The organism is Cognatilysobacter bugurensis (assembly GCF_014652095.1).
In the GTDB taxonomy this organism is placed as follows: domain Bacteria; phylum Pseudomonadota; class Gammaproteobacteria; order Xanthomonadales; family Xanthomonadaceae; genus Cognatilysobacter; species Cognatilysobacter bugurensis.
In genome coordinates this window covers 697,310-715,250 of record NZ_BMYD01000001.1, presented here as the reverse complement: position 1 = coordinate 715,250, position 17,941 = coordinate 697,310, and the positions used below count along the sequence as shown (strand labels likewise).

Here is a 17,941-nt window from a genome sequence, read left to right as displayed (position 1 = left end):
CAAGGCGTGATGCAGGTCGCAGGCAGCTACACCCGCTGCGTCAATGCCGCCTAATTTGTTCTCGAGTGACCGCGATCAGCCGCGGGTCATTGCCTCACAACTCTCCGCACACTTGAGGCATGCATCGATGCAATGCTGCAGCGCGGGGTCGTCCCCGAACTCGGCGCATTCGTCCGCGCACTCGCGGCAGACCTCGACACAGGCGCCGCAGATGACGATATGCAGCGCGGTGCCCCGAAGCATGGCGTTCGCGCTCGTCGCACACATGTCCGCGCACGTCGACATCAGTGCGAGGCAGTCGGGATCCGCGAGCACCCCGCCGCGGTTGAGGCAGTGTTGGATCGTCTCCAAGCACACGGCATGCGTCTGCGTGCACTGGTCAATGCACTCGTTGAGTGCGAGGTCACGGTGTTCCGCATGATGCAGGTCCATGTGAGCTCCCGAGGTAGGACAGGCAGAGCGGCATCGATCACGCCGCTTAAGACCCATGGTCGGGATTCGCGTGTGAATGTCACGCGGCCCGCGGCTTTTCCGTTCAGCTGCCCGTAGGGCGCGGTACGGCCGCGGTTCAGTCGCGGAGGCGACGCGAGTCGCCTCGCCTATTCATCCCAGTCGGAAGCACACGCGTGGGGCGCTTAGACAGCCATCCACGTAGCCTGCCCTGCTTACCTCGCGGCTGCCGTCGACAGAGGCGTCGGGCGGTAAAGACAGGCGCTAGACGGCCGATAAAAGGTTGACCTTCGTCCACACGAACACCGGATCAGCCCCACCTCATGCGGACGCTATACGACTGCCTTTCGGTGTCGCGCGATGCTCCTCCCGAGGTGCTACGCGCTGCTTACCGGGTGCTGTCCCAGCGCCATCACCCAGATCGAAATCCGGGAGACGCGGCGGCTGCGCGTGCCATGCAGGGCCTTAACGATGCGTACGCGGTTCTGTCGGACCCGCAGCGGCGCGCCGCTTACGACGCGTCGCTGCTGCGCGAACTTCCGATAGGAAGTGGAGCGCGGCGTGGAGCGCATGCCTCCGTTTCGCGACAGGCCAGCCATGTGGCGCCGTCGAAGCCACGCGCGCACCGGCCCCGCCGTCGCGTCGTCGCGTTGGCCGTGCTCGCGCTGGTTCCGATTCTGGGCGCCGGCGCCGGTTATTGGCAGGCACGGCAGAAGACCCCTGCCCCGCGCCGCCCACCTGCAGCGCTGGCGGCCGAATGGCGGATTCATGGCCTCGACTCCGGGTCTTCCGGCCTGCAAGCCGAGCGGCCCTCCGAGCGGCCGTCAGCCGCGCGCGCGGCCGATCGCGCGCCGGCTCCACGCTCGGCTCCGGCCCCCCCGCAGGTTGCAGTCCCAACTCCCGCGCGCTCACCACTCCCCTCGAATCCATCCCTGCCCATCGTCGCGGACCCCAACGGTCGTGCCTGGCCCCTGGGAGCCGCCTACGTCGCCGGGTTGCCTCAGACGCACCTCGACGGTCTCTCGGCAGTCGTACTGGACAACGCGATGAACCCGGCGCCCGTGTTCGTCACGCTGGTCTCGATCGACGCGGCGGGCGCGCAGCCCGTGCGTCACGTGCATGTGCCAGCCATGGGCTCGTTCCGGATGGAAAGCCTGCGGCCGGGCCGCTACGAGGTGCAGCATCGCAATCTCGTCACCGGCGATCTGACGCGGAGCGAGCTCTTCGAGTTGCGGGAGGTCGCCGGGCGCTACGGCACGAAGGCCACCGAACGTACGGTCGCGCTAGACCCGTGGGCCGCCATTCGCAGCGCGGGTCCGACGGCGGCGTTCTAACGTTTCACTCACGACGATCGCACGCGATTCGCGTTAGAAATGGGGCATCCCCCACCCTGGAGACCACCATGAACAGTGATCGTAACGATCGCCGACTTTCGCGCAGCGAAGAACTCGAACGCCTCGACCGTGAGGTCACCGGCAACGCGGTGAATGCGCGCACCGACGACACCAAGCGCGTCACGCACAACGATGCAGAACGGCTCGACCGCAAGTACGCTGCGGACGATGCGGACCGCTCAGACTCCTAAGTTTTCCATCCTGCCGGCACTGTCGGTGCCGGCTCCAGTGCGGCGACGGGCCTTCGGGCTCGTCGCCGCATTTGCGTTGTTGGCGGCGTGTGATCGAGGGCCCGAGCCGCCCACGCCGGCCGAGGTTCGTGCCCGCATCTCGCATCTGCTGCCCGCCACGCTCGCCGACCGCGGCGACTGGGCATACGACATCGAGCGCGCGTTCTCTTCGCTCGAGATCGAACCGAGCGACTCGAACGTCTGCTCGGTCCTGGCGATTACGGCCCAGGAGTCGAGCTTCGCGCCGGACCCCGTGGTGCCGGGCCTTGCGAAAATCGCTCGCAAGGAAATCGACCGTCGCGCCGAGCGGATGCGCGTGCCGGCGTTCGTTGTGCGCGCGGCGCTGCAGCTTGAGTCGCCTGACGGGCGCACCTGGGAGCAGCGCATCGCAGCCGTGCGGACCGAAAAACAGCTCAACACGCTGTTTGAAGAACTCATCGACGCACTTCCGATGGGACGCCGCCTTTTCTCGGGCGTGAACCCGGTTCGGACCGGCGGCCCCATGCAGGTCAGCATTTCGTTCGCTGAAGCCCACGCGCGCCAGCATCGATATCCATATTCGAGCGAGCGTTCGATCCGGCGCGAGGTGTTCACCCGTCGGGGCGGCCTCTATTTCGGCATCGCGCACCTGCTGGCCTATCCCGCGTCCTATCCCTCACCGCTGTACCGCTTCGCGGACTTCAACGCAGGCCGCTATGCAAGCCGGAACGCAGGCTTTCAGAACGCGGTGTCGAAGATCTCGGGCGTAGCGCTGGCGCTCGACGGCGACCTGCTGCATCACAACGAGGGCAGCGATGCCGTGAGCCGCACCGAAGCCGCGGTGCGCTCGATCGCTCGCATGCACTGGGACATGACGGACGCGGATATCCGGCGCGCGTTGAACAAGTCGGGCTCGCACGCGTTCGAGGACACCGACCTCTACCAGCACGTGTTCTCCCTTGCCGAACGGAAGCGCGGGAAGCCGTTGCCGCGCCAGTCGATTCCGCGCATCACGCTCGAAAGTCCGAAGATCACCCGCAAGCTGACGACGGAGTGGTTTGCCACGCGTGTGGACGCCCGCTACCGGCGCTGCATGGCAAAAGCACGGCGGTCCTGATCCGGCAGCCCTGCCATCAGTCATAGACCAAACAGTCTAGACAAAATGATCTAGCCGGCGCAGCATCGGTCTCACAGCCTGAGACCGGATGCGTCGATGACCCGCAAGCCCACTCGTCCCCCCAAGCCCACGGCGGCAGAGCTCGACCTGCTGCGCGTGGTCTGGCAGCTCGGCCCGTCCACGGTCAAGGACGTGCATCTCGCCCGGCAGGCCGAGCGGCCGGAAGCCACGTACGCGACCGTGCTCCGACTCATGCAGGTCATGCACGGCAAGGGCCTGCTGCTTCGAGATGAAAGCCAGCGTTCGCACGTCTACGCGGCGGCACACGCTCCCGATGCGCTGCGCACCGGGCTGCTCGGAGACCTGATCCAGAAGGCGTTCGCCGGCTCGGCGAAGGACCTCGTGCTGGCCGCACTGAACACTCACGTGAGCGCGAAGGAGCGCGACGAGATCCGCCGCCTGCTTCGCGACGATAACGCCGTGGAGGCCCACGATGAATGAGCTGATCATTGCCTCGGTGCCGGTCATCGGGCGCGCGCTCGTGCATTTCGTCTGGCAGGGCGGCGTCATCGGGCTGCTTGCCTCGATCGCGCTGTTCTCGCTGCGCCACGCGCGTCCGCAGACGCGCTACGCCGTGGCTTGCGCTGCACTCCTGACCTGCCTGCTCGCGCCTCTTCTCGATGTCGCCCTGCAGCTTGCGTCGTGGCGCGGCTCGGCGGCTCCGGTGTTCGAAACCGGAGGCGACGGCTTCCTGATCGCGACCGCGACCGCTGCGGCCGTGTCCGCCCCCGATGCCTGGGTCGCGCCGCTCGAGGGCTGGCTTCCGACGCTCGTGGCGATGTGGGCCGCGGGCGCCACGGTGTTCTGCCTGCGCATGGCGCTGGGCGTGGCCTGGATCGAGCGGCTGCGGAGCACGGCGCAGCCGGGCTCGCACGCAGCGTGGCAGGCGCGGCTCGACGGCCTCTCGACGCGGCTCGGCATTCGCGCCCCGGTGGCGCTGCGCATCGTCGATGCCCTCCCCTCGCCCGCTGCCGTTGGCTGGCTGCGGCCGGCGGTGCTGCTGCCCGCATCGCTGATTGCGCGCATGCCGGTCGACTACCTCGAAGCGCTGCTTGCGCATGAGCTCGCCCACATTCGCCGGCACGACTATCTGGTGAACCTGCTGCAGGGCGTCGTCGAAGCGCTGCTGTTCTTTCACCCGGTCGTCTGGTGGCTCTCGCGCCAGGTGCGCGTCGAACGCGAACTGATCGCCGACGCGCTCGCCGTCGAGGCGATCGGCAACCCGCATCGGCTTGCACGTGCCCTCGCCGCGCTCTCCGACCTTCAAACCTCGCCCGGTGCGACGCCGCACCTCGCGCAAGCCGCCCACGGAGGCTCCCTCGTGTCCCGCATCGAACATCTGCTTCGTCCGAACCGCCGCATCGCCGGCCGTGTCGCCTTCCCCGTGCTCGGCATTGCAGCCGCGTGCATCGCGTTCATCGCCCACGCGCAGATGACCGGCGACGTCCGCAAGCCTGTCGCGCAGACGTCCCCCGCATCGCTTCAGCCCGAGCCCGCACGGGCAACCCCGCTGCCTGGCCCCACCGCAAACGCCACGAAAGGCGTGCTAGGTCTCGCGCCGCCGTCGGTGCCGCGCGACGCGACGGCCGATGTCGACTGGGACCCCGAGGTCGAGGTGGCTGTCGACATGGATCTCGACCCGATGTTCAACGCCGCAGCGCTGGCCGAGAGTGCCGCGGTCGCCAGTGCCTCGGCGATCGCACAGGCAGTTGCTCCGCTGCGCGCGGCCGGCCATGCGTCGACAAACGGCTGGGGTCGTCGCAACTATGCGCTGGTGCGCTCCGGACGCGAAGGCACGGTGGTGACCGGGCACGGCACCGACAGCGAACGGTTCGACGCCATGCGCGCCAAAGTGGGCCGGGACTTCGTCTGGTTCAGTCACGAAGGCCGCGACTATGCAGTCACGGACCCGGCGCTCGTCAGCCGTGCGCAAAGCGCATGGCGCGAGAGCGAGGCCATTGGCAAGCAGATGAGCGGGCTCGGCCGTGAAATGGAGGCCCATGGCCAGCGCATGAGCGAGATCGGTCAACGCATGGGCCGTGTCCAGGTCAACGTCCAGCCCTCGCCCGAGATGCAGCGTGCGCAGCAGCGCCTGTCTTCACTCGCAGCCCGGCAAGGCCAACTTGCCGCCGAGCAGGCACGCCACGCCGTAAACCAAACCCGTCAGGCCGCGCGCATGGCGGCGAATGCCCACCTCGATGAAGACCGCCTGGAACTCGAGATCGAACAGCAGGTGGAGCGCCAGATGGCCGCCATGGAAGCCCGCATGGAAGCGCTCGAGCCCGAAATCGAACGGCAGGCCGCGATCATCGAAGCCGAAGCCGAACGCATGGCGCGTGCGAGCGTTCCGATGGAAGCGTTCGAACGCGAAATGGAAGCCGCCGCGAAGCCGATGGAGGCGCTCGGTGAGCGGATGGGTGAGCTCGGTGAACGTCAAGGCCGCGCGTCGCGCGAGGCGGACCGCGAAATGCGGGACGTGATCCGGGATGCGCTCGACCGCGGGCTGGCTCGCCCCGTCGAGCGTGCCGCCACTCCGTAAACCGGCCTGCTTCCCGCCCTTACCCATCAGCCGGCCCTCCCGCCGCGCGCCGAGCGCGACGCCGGGGGCGCGCGCCCAAACCCAGGACTTGCCCCATGTCTGCCCCACTCCGTCGCCTCGCGCTCACTGCCGCGTTACTCGCAGCGCCGCCGCTCGCACTTGCCCAGACCGCGGCGCCCGCGGTCACCGTCGAAGGGGCGCGCAGCTACACGCCGTCCGATTTCGCCCGCTACTCACCGCGCAGCGCGCTAGAAATGTTGCAGCAGGTCCCCGGCTTCGTGATCCGCGATGCCGTACAGGAGCGCGGTCTCGGACAGGCGACCGGGAACGTGCTGCTCAACGGGCAACGCATGTCCGGAAAATCGAACGACGTGCTTGCGCAGCTCGGCAAGATCCCGGCCAACACCGTCGTGCGGATCGAAATCCGCGATGGCGCGACGCTCGGCATTCCGGGCCTTTCCGGCCCGGTCGCGAACGTGGTCGCGAAAGCCGGCGGCGTAAGCGGCTCGTGGGCGTGGCGGCCGGACGTCCGCAGGCACTTCACCGATCCACAGCTCACGCGCGGCGAGGTGTCGATCAGTGGCGCGCGGGAAAATCTCGAATACACGCTCGGTTTCGACAACTCGGCCAATCACAGCGGCGCCGGCGGCGGCACGACGATCTTCGAACCCGACGGCCGCGTGCGTGAGTGGCGCGACGAGATCTGGACCGGCGAGAGCGAGCGCCCCCGGTTGACCGGCACGCTCGGCTGGACGGGAGCCGGTGGCGACGAGGTCAACCTCAACGCCTCTTATCAGCGCGTGTACTTCGACTACGAGGAAGACGGGGTCCGCACCGGACCGGCGCTCGTCGAACGCCTCCGTACCGTTCGTCAGACGCAGCGGGGCTATAACCGCGAGATCGGAGGTGACTGGGAGACCGCCCTGGCCGGCGGTCGCCTGAAGCTCATCGGCCTTGACCGCTACGTGCACAACCCCGTGGTGACTGCGGTCGAAGTGACCCCGACGGACGCAAGCGCCCGGACCGGCAGCCGTTTCTCGCGTGATGCCGAAGAGACCGAGCGCATCGCGCGCGCCGAGTACAGCTGGCAGGCCGGCGGTGACTGGCAGGTGTCCGGAGAGTACGCGTTCAACCGGCTCGACAGTGCGTCGGCGCTCGTCGTGCTCGATCCAAACGGCACGTACGTGCCCGTGCCTCTTCCGGGCGGCACCGCCGTCGTCGAAGAAGATCGATACGAAGCCATGGGCACGTACGGGCGCACGCTCTCGCCGACGTTGTCCATGCAGCTGAGCCTCGGCGGCGAGTATTCGCGCCTGGAGCAGGTAGGTGCCGGGGGCCTGACACGTGCGTTCCGTAGACCGAAAGGCCTGCTGTCGTTCGCCTGGCAGCCGGCGCCGGGCTTCGACGTCAACGCAAAACTGCAAAGGCGTGTCGGCCAGCTCAACTTCTACGACTTCCTCGCCTCCGTGGATCTAAACGACGATCAGTCCTTTGCCGGCAATCCCGATCTCGTGCCGCCGCAGACGTGGGAACTCGAGCTCGAAGCGTCGCGCACGCTCGGCGACTGGGGCAACACGGCACTGCGCCTGTACACGCAGCGCATCGACGACATCGTCGACGTGGTGCCGATTGGCGTCGACGGCGAGAGCACGGGGAACATCGACCGCGCCACGCGGCACGGCGTCGAGTGGAAGCACACGTTGCTGTTCGACCCGATCGGCTGGCGCGGTGCCAAGCTCGATGCACGCGTGCAGGTCGAACGCAGCCGCGTGCGCGATCCGCTTACCGGGGAGCAGCGGCCGATCAGCAACAACCTCCAAGAGCTCGTCGAACTGGGTTTACGCCATGACGTGCCCGACACCGACTGGGCGTGGGGCGCGAACGCGAGCTACGGCTATTACGCGCGCGATTACCGCCTCACCGAAGTCGGACGCGTGTGGGAAGGTCCCATCTGGGGCAGCCTGTTCCTGGAGCGCAAGAACTTGAAAGGACTGACCGTGCGCGTGACGGCGAGCAACATCACGGATGCGATGAGCATGTGGGATCGCACCGTGTACCTCGATCGCCGCACCGGGCCGATCGACTACATCGAAGTCCGCGACCGCCGCATTGGACCGATCTTGTCGTTCGCGATTTCGGGCACGTTCTGAGGCAGAGGAGACCGGTCGTGCAGTTCTTGGTTCGCTCATGCGAGAGCCGGCGGTGATGCCGGCGGAAACTCCAGCCGGCGCCCGCCCCGCACCGGTTTCGACGCACAGCCGATCTTTAGAACAGCGCAAGGCGCGCACCGTGGACTCGGGCGCGCCCGGTCCAAGTTTTCGCCTCATGGCCGCGCTTGCACGCGAGTCGCGCTAGACTCGCGCGACTTTGGCAAGGCGACCAAGATGACCACACTCGGCAATGTACTGAAGAACGAGATCACCCGGCTGGCCCGCAAGGAAATGCGCGCCCACATCGAGCCATTGCGGAAGGCCAATGCGAACCAGCGTCGTGAGATCGCGGAGCTCAAGCGCCGAATCGAGCAGCTGAGCCGCGAAACGAAGCGCCGCGAAAAGGCACCCGCAGCTGCGCCGACCGAAGAGAATGACGGGCCCAAGACGCGTTTCGTCGCGAAGGGACTGCGTTCGCTGCGTTCCCGCCTTGGGCTCTCCGCAAGCGACTTCGGCCGGCTTGCCGGCGCGAGCGGCCAGTCGATCTACAACTGGGAGACCGGCAAGGCCGTGCCTCGTCGTGCGCAACAGGCGCGGCTGGTCGAGCTGCGTTCGCTTGGCAAGCGCGAGGCGCTCGAACGTCTCGAAGCGCTCGGGAGCGATGGCGGCGCCGTCTCCGAAGAGTCGACAGCGCCCAAGAAGCGCGCCCGTCGCGCCAAAAAAACGGCCGCCTGAGAGGCGGCCGTCGTACTGCATTGAAGCGCCCGCCTTGGCGGGCGTTTCGCTTTACTGGCTTACCGCGCGCGCCGCGTTCACACGGCCTGCGCCGTAGTGGCTGTCGTTGCCCGGCTTACCGAGATCGTCAGCCGACTGACGCAGCACTCGCTCCACGGCCGCCGGCGACATCTCACCGCCGTTCTTGCCGACGATCAGCGCAGCCACGCCCGAGACGTGCGGCGCCGCCATGCTAGTACCGGCCGTCCAGTTGTAGGACGGCGTGACCGGCCCGTCCGGCGTCACCTGCCGATAGCCGCCGACGCTGAAGACGAGATCAAAGACCCAGCACGGGTTCGTGATGCCTGCGACCGTGCAGCTCTCGTTCCCCGGGTACTCGGCGTCACCGCCCGGCCCCGCGAAGTCGATCGCCGACTGCCCGTAGTTCGAATAGCTCGCGAGATAGTCGAGATTGCCGTTCGGATCTTTCGCCCAACCGATCGGCGCCGTCGCGGCGATGGTCAGCACGGCCGGAAGTTCGCCCGGGAACGCGCGCAGGTTCGCATTGAAGCACTCGTTGTTCGAGTCGCAAATCTGGGTGCTGCTGTCCTTGTCGAGGTCACGGCCGTCATTGCCCGCCGAGACCACGATGAGTGCGTTCTGCTTGCGCGCGTACCGGGTGGCGCGGGCGGTCGCGTTGATGAGCTCATGCACTTCGTTCGCGCCCGGGCCGTTGACCGGAAGGCCGCCGCGCACGCCGAGGCTCATGTTGATCACGTCCGCACCCTGGTCGGCCGCGTGCACGATGCCCTGGATGATGCCGGCAAAGCTGCCGCTGCCCGTGACTTCCGACAGCACCTTCACCGCGATGAGCTTCGCCTCAGGCGCGACACCGATCGTGCCGATGCCGTTGTCGGGCGACGCGATCGTGCCGGCGACGTGCGAGCCGTGGTTGAACGCGTTGATGCGCTGCAGGCAGTAGGTCTCACCCGCTACGAACGACGCGGATTGCGCGGCGAGCAGGTTCGGGGCGATGTCCGGGTGCGCGCAGGCGATGCCCGAATCCAACACGGCCACGGTCGCACCCTTGCCGCGGAAGCCGCGGTTCCACGCGCCCGCTGCATCGATCGCCGCATGACCCCACTGCAGGTCGAAGAAGCGGTCGTCGTCGCCCGAGTTCGGCGGGTTTGCCGCGTTCGCGTCTACCGCCTCGTTCTCCGGCACTTCGAACTGCAGGGTGATGTCCTTCACGACCGATCGGATGCCGGTAACCGTGCTCGCACGGGACGCAAACGACGCGTTGTCTGATTCGACAATGGCGACGCCGATCTGAGGCAGGCGCGCGGTGACGACACCGCCGGCGGCTTCGACTTCGCGCTCGAGTTTCTGGTTGAAGCCGTTTGCCTTGGCGGTCACGACATAGGTGGCCGCTTGCGCGGATGCGACGAAACCGATGGTGCCGAGGGCCACGGTGATGGCCCGACCGAGAAGATTCATGCTTGCCCCTGCAGAGAAATAGGTGACGAACGGACATGTGAAGCGTCCGTCAACGACCGTAACCGTGACAGGGGTCACGCTCAAGCGCGAGCGGGATGTCGCTCGCGCTCGTGTTGGCATTGGCTTCAGACAGGCGACTTCATCGCCAAGCGCCGCTTCGAGTGCCGCAGACCGCGCAACTCCCATTGGCGCGATCGCCGTCAGAGCGAAGCGCGGCTTGGCGGTACGCCTTACTGCAGCGCGCTGATGACCGCGTTCGTAAACGCCGGGATGTCGTCGGGCTTACGGCTTGTGATCAGGTGCCCGTCCGTGACGACCTCTTCGTCTTTCCAGGTCGCGCCTGCGTTCTCGAGATCGGTGCGCACCGACGGCCACGAGGTCACGGTCCGGTTCTTCGCAACCCCCGACTCGACCAGCAACCACGGCCCATGGCAGATCGCCGCAAGTGGTTTGCGGGCGCTGTCGAACGAACGCACGAACTCGATCGCATTCGATTCCATGCGCAGCTTGTCCGGATTGATCACGCCGCCCGGCAGCACCAACGCGTCGTAGTCGTCCGGGGATGCATTGGAGAGCTCCACGTCGACCGGCACGCTGTCGCCCCAGTCCTTATCGTTCCAGCCGCGGATCTCGCCACCCTTCGGTGCGATCACATCGACGGCGAACCCCGCAGACTTCAGCTGCTCACGGGGTTTCATCAGTTCGGACTGCTCAAAGCCGTCGGTGGCGAGGATGGCGATGCGCTTGGTCGGCATGGTGTTCTCCCGATCGAATGAACTCCTCATGCTGGGACGGCGCGCATGGGTCCGGCGTGAACTGAGGCTCATGCCCGGTCCCCGCATTGCATAGGCGTGAACCGCGTCCGCGGAACGCGGGTGACGGACGCAGCGTCGTGAGCCTCCCCCGGACATGCACGGAAACTCGCGCTAATCGCGCCCAGGCCCCGCTCTCTGCTCGGGCTGAATTAACCCCAGCGTTGATGCGTGCATCGCATCCGTTCGGCGATGCTGCCGCGTCCTCGTACCGCCCGTGTCCATGCTGCCCAGCCCGTTGCTCGAACTGCCCAGTCCGTTGCTCGAAGCCGCATTCAACCAGTCGCCGGCGCCGATGCTCATGCTCGGCCCGACGAGCGAGGCAGTGATCGTGGCCGTCAGCGATGCGTTATTGGCCCGCGTGGGCCGCAGTCGCGAGCAACTGGTCGGGCGGACCCTTTTTGAAGCGTTTCCGGCCAACCCCGAGGACGAGGACGACAACGGCGTCGCGGCGCTTCATGACTCGCTTGCGCGGGTGCGCGAGTCAGGCCGTGCGCACGCCCTCGTCGCCCAGCGGTATCCGGTCGAGGTGCGCACGGATGACGGGCAGATGCGATACGAGGAACGCTTCTGGGATGCCGTCAACGCTCCGGTTTTCGACGAGACCGGAAAGCTGCTGTGCATTCTGCATTCATCGACCGACGTCACCGCGCGGGTGAGCGCAGAGCGCGCGCTGCAGGGGTGCGCGATCGAGGCGCGCGTTGCTGCGGAGCGTGCGGAATCGCAGCGTCGCCGTTTGGACGCAGTGCTCAACGCCGCGCCGGTGGGCATCGTCGTCAGCGACGCTCGGGGCGGCGTGCGCCGGACCAACCGGGCGCATCATCGGCTCTGGGGCCACCCGCAACCGGCCGTGCGGTCGGTCGATGACTTCGCGGACTGGACCGGTCACTGGGCCGACGGCGGCCCCCGCAGCGGCCAGCGGCTTGAAGCCCAGGAGTGGCCAACGGCCCGCGTGCTGCGTGGCGAGGACGCCAGCCACGACATCATCCGTATCCGTCGGTTCGACGACCCGGAGACCAGCCGCGTCTGCCTGATGAGCGCCGCCCCGGTGACCGACGACCAGGGGAGGCGCGTCGGCGCGGTGCTCGCGGAGATGGACATCACCGAACAGGTGCGCGCCGAGAACGAACTGAGGGAGGCGGATCGCCGAAAGGACGAGTTTCTCGCGATGCTCGCGCACGAGCTGCGCAATCCGCTGGCGCCGATCGGTGCAGCCGCCGACCTGCTTGCGCTCGGTAGTGCCGACCCCGAGCACGTCCGGCAGACCAGCGCGATCATTGCGCGGCAGGTGCGGCACATGACCGGCCTCGTGGACGACCTGCTCGACGTCTCGCGCGTCACGCGCGGCCTCGTTCGGCTCGAGAAGTCGCGGCTGGACGCGAAGCGCATCATCGCGGAAGCCGTCGAGCAGGTGCGGCCGTTGATCGAGCAGCGCGGGCATCGGATGACGATTCGGCTGCTCGCTGATCCGGCGATCGTGTTCGGCGACAGCAAGCGCCTGGTGCAGGTGGTCGCCAACCTGCTCACGAATGCGGCCAAGTACACCCCGGAGCGCGGCGAGATCGGCATCGAGCTCAGCTCCGAGGACGACCGACTGCAGATCGCGGTCACCGACACGGGCATCGGCATGGCGCCGGAACTCGTCGACCGCGTGTTCGACCTGTTCTCGCAAGCCGAGCGCACGTCAGATCGTTCTCAAGGCGGGCTCGGCATCGGCCTCGCGCTCGTGCGCCGTTTGCTCGAGCTGCATGACGGCACGATCAGTGCGTCGAGCCCGGGACCGGGGCACGGCAGCCGCTTCACGATCTGCCTCCCGCGGCTGGACCCGGCAGGTGCCGAGCTGGCGGACGGCGCGGCCCCCCTCCTCCCGCCCGAGACGGGGCAAGGGCTGTCGGTGCTCGTCGTCGACGACAACGACGACGCTGCGCAGGTCCTTGCGATGTTCGTCGAGATGATCGGCCATCACGCGACGGTCGAGCACAACTCCCGCGACGCGCTCGCCCGGGCGAAGCGCGAACGGCCGCAGGTCTGCCTCCTCGACATCGGGCTGCCGGACATCGACGGGATCGAGCTTGCACGACGGTTGCGGGCGTCGCCCGAGACGGCCGACGCGACGCTGATCGCCATCACCGGGTACGGGCGGGACCAGGACCGCGCGGATGCGCTCGAGGCCGGGTTCGACCACCACTTCGTCAAGCCGGTCGACACGGCGCGCCTCGCCGACGTGCTGCAGCGCGCGTCGCATTGACGGCGCCGCAGACGGCAGACGCGATCAGCCCTTGACGCACACCACCTGGCGCAGCGTGTGCTCCACGCTCACGAGATCCGACTGGGCCGCCATGACGGCCTCGATGTCCTTGTAGGCACGCGGCGACTCGTCGATGACGCCGGCGTCCTTGCGGCACTCCACGCCCCGCGTCGCGGCCACGTGCTCGTCGAGGCTGATCGTCGCCTTCGCCTTGGTGCGGCTCATCACGCGGCCCGCGCCGTGCGAGCACGAGCAGAACGACTCCGCATTGCCCTTGCCGCGCACGATGAAGCTGCGCGCACCCATTGAGCCCGGAATGATGCCGAGTTCGCCCTCGCGCGCACTCACGGCGCCTTTCCGCGTCACTAGAACGTCTTCGCCGAAATGCCGTTCGCGCGAAACGTAATTGTGGTGGCAGTTCACCGCGTGCTTGTCGAGCGTGAACGTCGGCAGTTGGCGACGGATCGCCGCGAGCACGGTGTCCATCATCTGGCGACGGTTCTCCGCCGCATACACTTGGGCGAACTCCAGCGCATCGCAGTAGTCGTCGAAGGACGCGCTGCCCTCGCGAAGGTAGGCAAGGTCCCGGTCCGGCAGATGCACGTTCTGGCGCAGCATCTCTTCGCGCGCACGCTCGATGAAGTACGTGCCGATGCGGTTGCCGACGCCGCGCGAGCCCGAGTGCAGCATCACCCACACGCGCTGCGACTCGTCCAGGCAAAGCTCGATGAAGTGATTGCCGCCACCGAGCGAGCCCAGTTGCTTGGCGGGCGAATGCTTCATCCGGATCTGCGGATGGCGCTTTTCGATCGCATCGAAGCGCGCCTGCAACGACTTCCATCGGCGCCCCGCCGAGTCCGGCACTTTTGCCCAGCTCCCGCGGTCGTGGCGACCGGGCGTGTTGACGATGCCGTGCGGCACCGCGCGCTCGATATCGCTACGCAGTGGCGCCAAGCTGTCGGGCAGGTCGTCCGCCGTCAGCGAGGTACGCACCGCCATCATTCCGCAGCCGATGTCGACGCCAACGGCTGCCGGCACGATCGCGCCCTTGGTCGCGATCACGGAGCCCACGGTCGCGCCGAGTCCGAAGTGCACGTCCGGCATCGCCGCGACGTGCGAATGGATGAACGGCAGCGAGGCGATGTTGCGAAGCTGCTGCAGGGCCTCGGGCTCGACGGGCACCCCGTCTACCCAGGCCTTGATCGGCGCATGGCCCTGTTCGTCGATGAGTTGCATGTCGGCGCCACTGGCTGCGAATGACCGCATCTAAGCGCGCGGCCGCTTTATGAGGCATGAGCCGCCGGCCGCGAAACCAGGCGCGTGCGTCGCGACCGACCGACCGCCTCGTAACTCACAAAAAAGAACGGCCGACCCGAAGGCCGGCCCCGCTCCGTCCGTCTCCGGCGCTGCTTACCAGATGCGCACGCGGTTCTCCGGCGCGACCCACAACGGATCGGCCTTCGTGATGCCGAACGCGTCGTACCACGCGTCGACGTTGCGCAGCGGCGCAAATGCGCGGATCTGACCCGGCGAATGCGTGCCGTTCACGAGCTGCTGGCGCAGCGCGTCATCGCGCCACAGCGTGCGCCACACCTGCGCCCAACCCATGAAGAAGCGCTGGTCGCCGGTGAAGCCGTCGAGCACCGGTGCCCGCTTGCCGTCGAGCGAGCGGCGATAGGCCTCCAGCGCGATGGTGATGCCACCCAGGTCGCCGATGTTCTCGCCCATCGCCACCTTGCTGTTGATGCGCATGTCCGGCAGCTGCGGGAACTCGTACGCCTCGTACTGCGCCCCAAGCTTGGACGCCTGCGCCTCGAACTTCGCCGCGTCTTCGGGCTTCCACCAGTCGCGCAGCAGGCCGGCACCGTCGGACTTGCGGCCCTGGTCGTCGAAGCCGTGGATGATCTCGTGCCCGATCACGCCGCCGATCGCGCCGTAATTCACGGCGGGGTCGGCGTCGGGGTCGAAGAACGGCGGCTGCAGGATCGCGGCCGGGAACACGATCTCGTTCTTGACCGACGAGTAGTACGCGTTGACGGTCTGCGGGGTCATGCCCCACTCGCCCTTGTCGACCTGTTGGCCGATGCGCGCGCGGTCGTAATCCCACTCGAACTTCGCGGCGCGCTCGGCGTTGCCAAACACATCGCCGGCGTTGACCTGCAGCCCGCTGTAGTCGCGCCACTTGTCGGGGTAGCCGATCTTGAGACCGAAGCCGTTGAGCTTGGCGTGCGCTTCCTTACGGGTCTCCGGGCTCATCCACTCGAGCGTATCCAGGCGTGCACGCATCGCTTCTTTCACGTTCGCGACGAGCGCATCCATCTTCGCTTTGGAATCAGCCGGGAAATACAGCTGCACGTAGTCACGGCCGATCGCTTCGCCCATCGCACCTTCGGCGAACGCCACGCCGCGCTTCCATCGCTCACGCTGCTCGGGCTGCCCCGACAGGAACTTCGAACGGAACTCGAACTCGGCGTCGGAGAACGCCTTCGACAGGAGCGGCGCAGCCTGGTCAGTGGTGTGGAACGCCTGCCAGGCCTTGAGGGTGTCGAGGTCGGCGTTTGCGAAGATGGAGGCCATCTTCGGGACTGCGCTGTCCTGGCGGACGACGACGCGCGGCGTGTTCTCGACGCCTGCGGCCTTGAAGAACGTCGCCCACGGGAATCCGGGCGCCTTCGAAGCGAGTTCGGCGGTCTCGACCGGGTTGTAGGTCTTGTCGCGGTCACGGCTCTCGGCACGCGTCCAGTGCGCCTCGGCGAGCTTCGTCTCGAGCGCAAGGATCGCAGCGGCGTTTTCGGCCGGCTTGTCCCATCCGGCCAGGCCCAGCATCTGCGCGATGTACGCCTGGTAGCGCTCGCGCTGCGGCGCGAACTTCTCGTCGAGGTACATCTGCCGGTCGCCGAGCCCCAGGCCCGACTGGCTCATGTAGAGCGTGTAGCGGTCCGGGTCTTTCTGGTCGTCGGACACGCCGATGCCGAAGAAGCTCCGACCGAAGCCGGCGTTCGAGCGGCCCATCAGCGCGGCGATGTCCTCCTTCGACTTGGCGTTGCGCACGTCCTTCAGCGCCGGCTGCAGTGGCTTTGCACCGGCCTTCTCGATCGCCGCCTCGTCCATGAAGCCGCGATACAGCGCGGCGACTTTCGCCTGGTCGTCGCCGCTTGCGGGGTCAGCGGCCGGGTAGCTCTCGACGAGGCGGCGGACGCGGGCCTCCGACAGGTCACGCAACACGGCAAAACCGCCGTAGCTCGAGCGGTCGGCCGGGATTGGGGTGTTCTTCGCCCAGTTGCCGTTGACGTAGCCGAAGAAGTCGGCGCCCGGCTTCACGGTCGGGTCCATGCCCGCGGTGTCGATACCCCAGCGGCCGAGCTTCTGCGCGGCGATCGGCGCGTTGTCCGACGCGCCGGAGGGCGCGGCGTCGGTCTGGTACAGCGCGCGGAGGTCGCACGACGCGTCGAGGCAGCGGTCGGCGTCTGTCGCCGCGGCGGGAAAGGCGAGCGAGAGCGCGAGGGCGGTCGCGGTGGCAAGCAGGGTCGTCTTCAAGTCTGGATCTCCGACGGGAACGGGCGCACGCGGCGCAGTGGCCGGAGCATAGGCGCAATCCCAGGCCCGGCGTTGTCCGGATGTGGCCGGCCGTGACGCGGCGCAACGTGGCCGGTCCACCGGACCCAGCGCGCATTCAGAATGCGCGACGGTCTGCGCGCGCAGGCAGCGCTGTGCCGGTATTGAGCCCCCGTCGGCCCACGGTGGGCTGCTACTGCATCCAGCTGCTGCGCACTGCCGTAACTCCGAATGCAGTGGCCGCCCTGCGGTCGTACGACCACGGCGGTTCCCATCGGCGTCACGCGGTCCACCGGAGCCTGAGGCGTCGACCCACGCTGCGTTGTTCGCACCCCCGCCTGGCCGATCTGGAGGTCCACGGTTTGAAAGCGTGTCGCGCCAGGCAGCCGATTGCTCGCGCATACATCGCGATCGTTGCGGCGGCGTGCGTAGTGGTCGCGCTGGTCGTTGCGCAGGGCTGGTGGCGCCATGTCGAACCCCTCCGCCCAACCGCTCATTTTCATGTGGACGCGCCGGTAACGGCGGTCGCGGCCGGAACTAAGGCCATGCTCCACGTGTGTGCCGTAACGGCGCCGTGCGAGGCGCCTCCAGCCCATCAGCATTGGGCGGCGCATTCGTCGCTGACGGGTTTCGAGGCGGCAGCTAACGCGTCCGCGCCGTCCAAGGCGATGAATCGGGTCGAACGCCAGCTTTCCGCAGCGAACGCCAGTACGCATACACGGCGGCCTGTGCCGGACGCGCGAGCTCATCGCCACGCGCATGGGCGCGACCATTCGCTCGACCCGCATCAGGCGCATGTGCCACCGTCGGCTGACTCAGGGGCAGACTCGATGGCAACGGTCGATAGGGTTGCGCATGAAGCAGCGCCGAGCTTTGTGCTCGCGAACGCCGCGCCTGACGCCACCCTTGCCGCCCCGGAGCCGAGAACAGCGCATCGCCACGACGTGACGCGCGATCACCGCCACGCGGTCGAAGCAGCGGGCGTCGTGCTCCTTCCCAGCGAAGTGAATGTCGCGGCCCTCGAGACGCTCGCCAGCGCATTCGAACCCGGCTGGTCGCTCGCGGCCCCGTGGCTCACGCCAATCGACGTCCACCATGCGACCGCGCTCCACTGCGCCGTGCGCAGTGGTTCGGCGCGTTGGCACGGCGAAGCGCCAGAGCGTCCCCCCTCCCCGCACGCATCGGTCTGACGCAGG

General features: G+C 67.7%; 14 protein-coding genes and 1 pseudogene. 10 read left to right on the top strand and 5 right to left on the bottom strand.

Annotated features, from left to right (window positions below; all coding sequences use genetic code 11):
• Positions 1 to 75 precede the first annotated feature (75 nt).
• Positions 76 to 432, bottom strand: a complete 357-nt coding sequence (locus IE075_RS03345; protein ID WP_189453281.1) for a four-helix bundle copper-binding protein — start codon at positions 430 to 432, stop codon at positions 76 to 78.
• A gap of 341 nt (positions 433 to 773) precedes the next feature.
• Between IE075_RS03345 and IE075_RS15915 the strand changes: the two are divergent.
• The 8 genes and pseudogenes from IE075_RS15915 to IE075_RS03310 all read left to right on the top strand — a co-directional run.
• A pseudogene (locus tag IE075_RS15915) lies at positions 774 to 956 on the top strand (J domain-containing protein); the annotation flags it as partial.
• Between the two features lie 540 nt (positions 957 to 1,496).
• Positions 1,497 to 1,784: a hypothetical protein gene (locus tag IE075_RS15560; protein WP_229792293.1), complete on the top strand. Its 288-nt coding sequence runs from the start codon at positions 1,497 to 1,499 to the stop codon at positions 1,782 to 1,784.
• A 68-nt stretch (positions 1,785 to 1,852) separates the two neighbouring features.
• Positions 1,853 to 2,035 carry a hypothetical protein gene (locus tag IE075_RS03335; RefSeq protein WP_189453277.1) on the top strand — a complete coding sequence of 61 codons (183 nt, stop codon included), beginning with the start codon at positions 1,853 to 1,855 and terminating at the stop codon, positions 2,033 to 2,035.
• Between the two features lie 79 nt (positions 2,036 to 2,114).
• Positions 2,115 to 3,170 (top strand): DUF1615 domain-containing protein, encoded by a 1,056-nt coding sequence (locus IE075_RS03330; protein ID WP_229792292.1) that lies wholly within the window; start codon positions 2,115 to 2,117, stop codon positions 3,168 to 3,170.
• Positions 3,171 to 3,266: 96 nt separating this feature from the next.
• A complete protein-coding gene (locus IE075_RS03325) occupies positions 3,267 to 3,671 on the top strand; it encodes a BlaI/MecI/CopY family transcriptional regulator (RefSeq protein WP_189453273.1) in 405 nt (134 codons plus the stop codon).
• Positions 3,664 to 5,769 carry a M56 family metallopeptidase gene (locus IE075_RS03320; protein ID WP_189453271.1) on the top strand — a complete coding sequence of 702 codons (2,106 nt, stop codon included), beginning with the start codon at positions 3,664 to 3,666 and terminating at the stop codon, positions 5,767 to 5,769. The genes IE075_RS03325 and IE075_RS03320 overlap by 8 nt, the downstream gene beginning before the upstream one ends.
• A gap of 95 nt (positions 5,770 to 5,864) precedes the next feature.
• Positions 5,865 to 7,919, top strand: coding sequence for a TonB-dependent receptor plug domain-containing protein (locus IE075_RS03315; RefSeq protein ID WP_189453269.1), 2,055 nt, complete (start codon positions 5,865 to 5,867; stop codon positions 7,917 to 7,919).
• A 234-nt stretch (positions 7,920 to 8,153) separates the two neighbouring features.
• Entirely contained in the window at positions 8,154 to 8,654 is a 501-nt protein-coding gene (locus IE075_RS03310) for a helix-turn-helix domain-containing protein (RefSeq protein ID WP_189453267.1), read from the top strand.
• A gap of 51 nt (positions 8,655 to 8,705) precedes the next feature.
• Here the strand turns inward: IE075_RS03310 and IE075_RS03305 are convergent, their stop codons facing one another.
• On the bottom strand, positions 8,706 to 10,130 hold the full coding sequence (locus tag IE075_RS03305; protein ID WP_189453264.1) for a S8 family peptidase: 1,425 nt from the start codon (positions 10,128 to 10,130) through the stop codon (positions 8,706 to 8,708).
• A gap of 230 nt (positions 10,131 to 10,360) precedes the next feature.
• Entirely contained in the window at positions 10,361 to 10,885 is a 525-nt protein-coding gene (locus tag IE075_RS03300) for a type 1 glutamine amidotransferase domain-containing protein (RefSeq protein ID WP_425489332.1), read from the bottom strand.
• A 280-nt stretch (positions 10,886 to 11,165) separates the two neighbouring features.
• Between IE075_RS03300 and IE075_RS03295 the strand changes: the two genes are divergently transcribed.
• Positions 11,166 to 13,190, top strand: coding sequence for a hybrid sensor histidine kinase/response regulator (locus IE075_RS03295; protein WP_229792364.1), 2,025 nt, complete (start codon positions 11,166 to 11,168; stop codon positions 13,188 to 13,190).
• Between the two features lie 24 nt (positions 13,191 to 13,214).
• Here IE075_RS03295 and IE075_RS03290 read toward each other — a convergent pair whose 3' ends face one another.
• On the bottom strand, positions 13,215 to 14,426 hold the full coding sequence (locus tag IE075_RS03290) for an RtcB family protein (protein ID WP_229792291.1): 1,212 nt from the start codon (positions 14,424 to 14,426) through the stop codon (positions 13,215 to 13,217).
• Between the two features lie 174 nt (positions 14,427 to 14,600).
• Complete coding sequence (locus IE075_RS03285; RefSeq protein ID WP_229792290.1) at positions 14,601 to 16,727, bottom strand: M13 family metallopeptidase; 2,127 nt, start codon at positions 16,725 to 16,727, stop codon at positions 14,601 to 14,603.
• A 449-nt stretch (positions 16,728 to 17,176) separates the two neighbouring features.
• On the opposite strand from IE075_RS03285, the gene IE075_RS03280 reads away from it, so the two are divergent.
• A complete protein-coding gene (locus IE075_RS03280) occupies positions 17,177 to 17,935 on the top strand; it encodes a hypothetical protein (RefSeq protein ID WP_189453255.1) in 759 nt (252 codons plus the stop codon).
• Positions 17,936 to 17,941 lie beyond the last annotated feature (6 nt).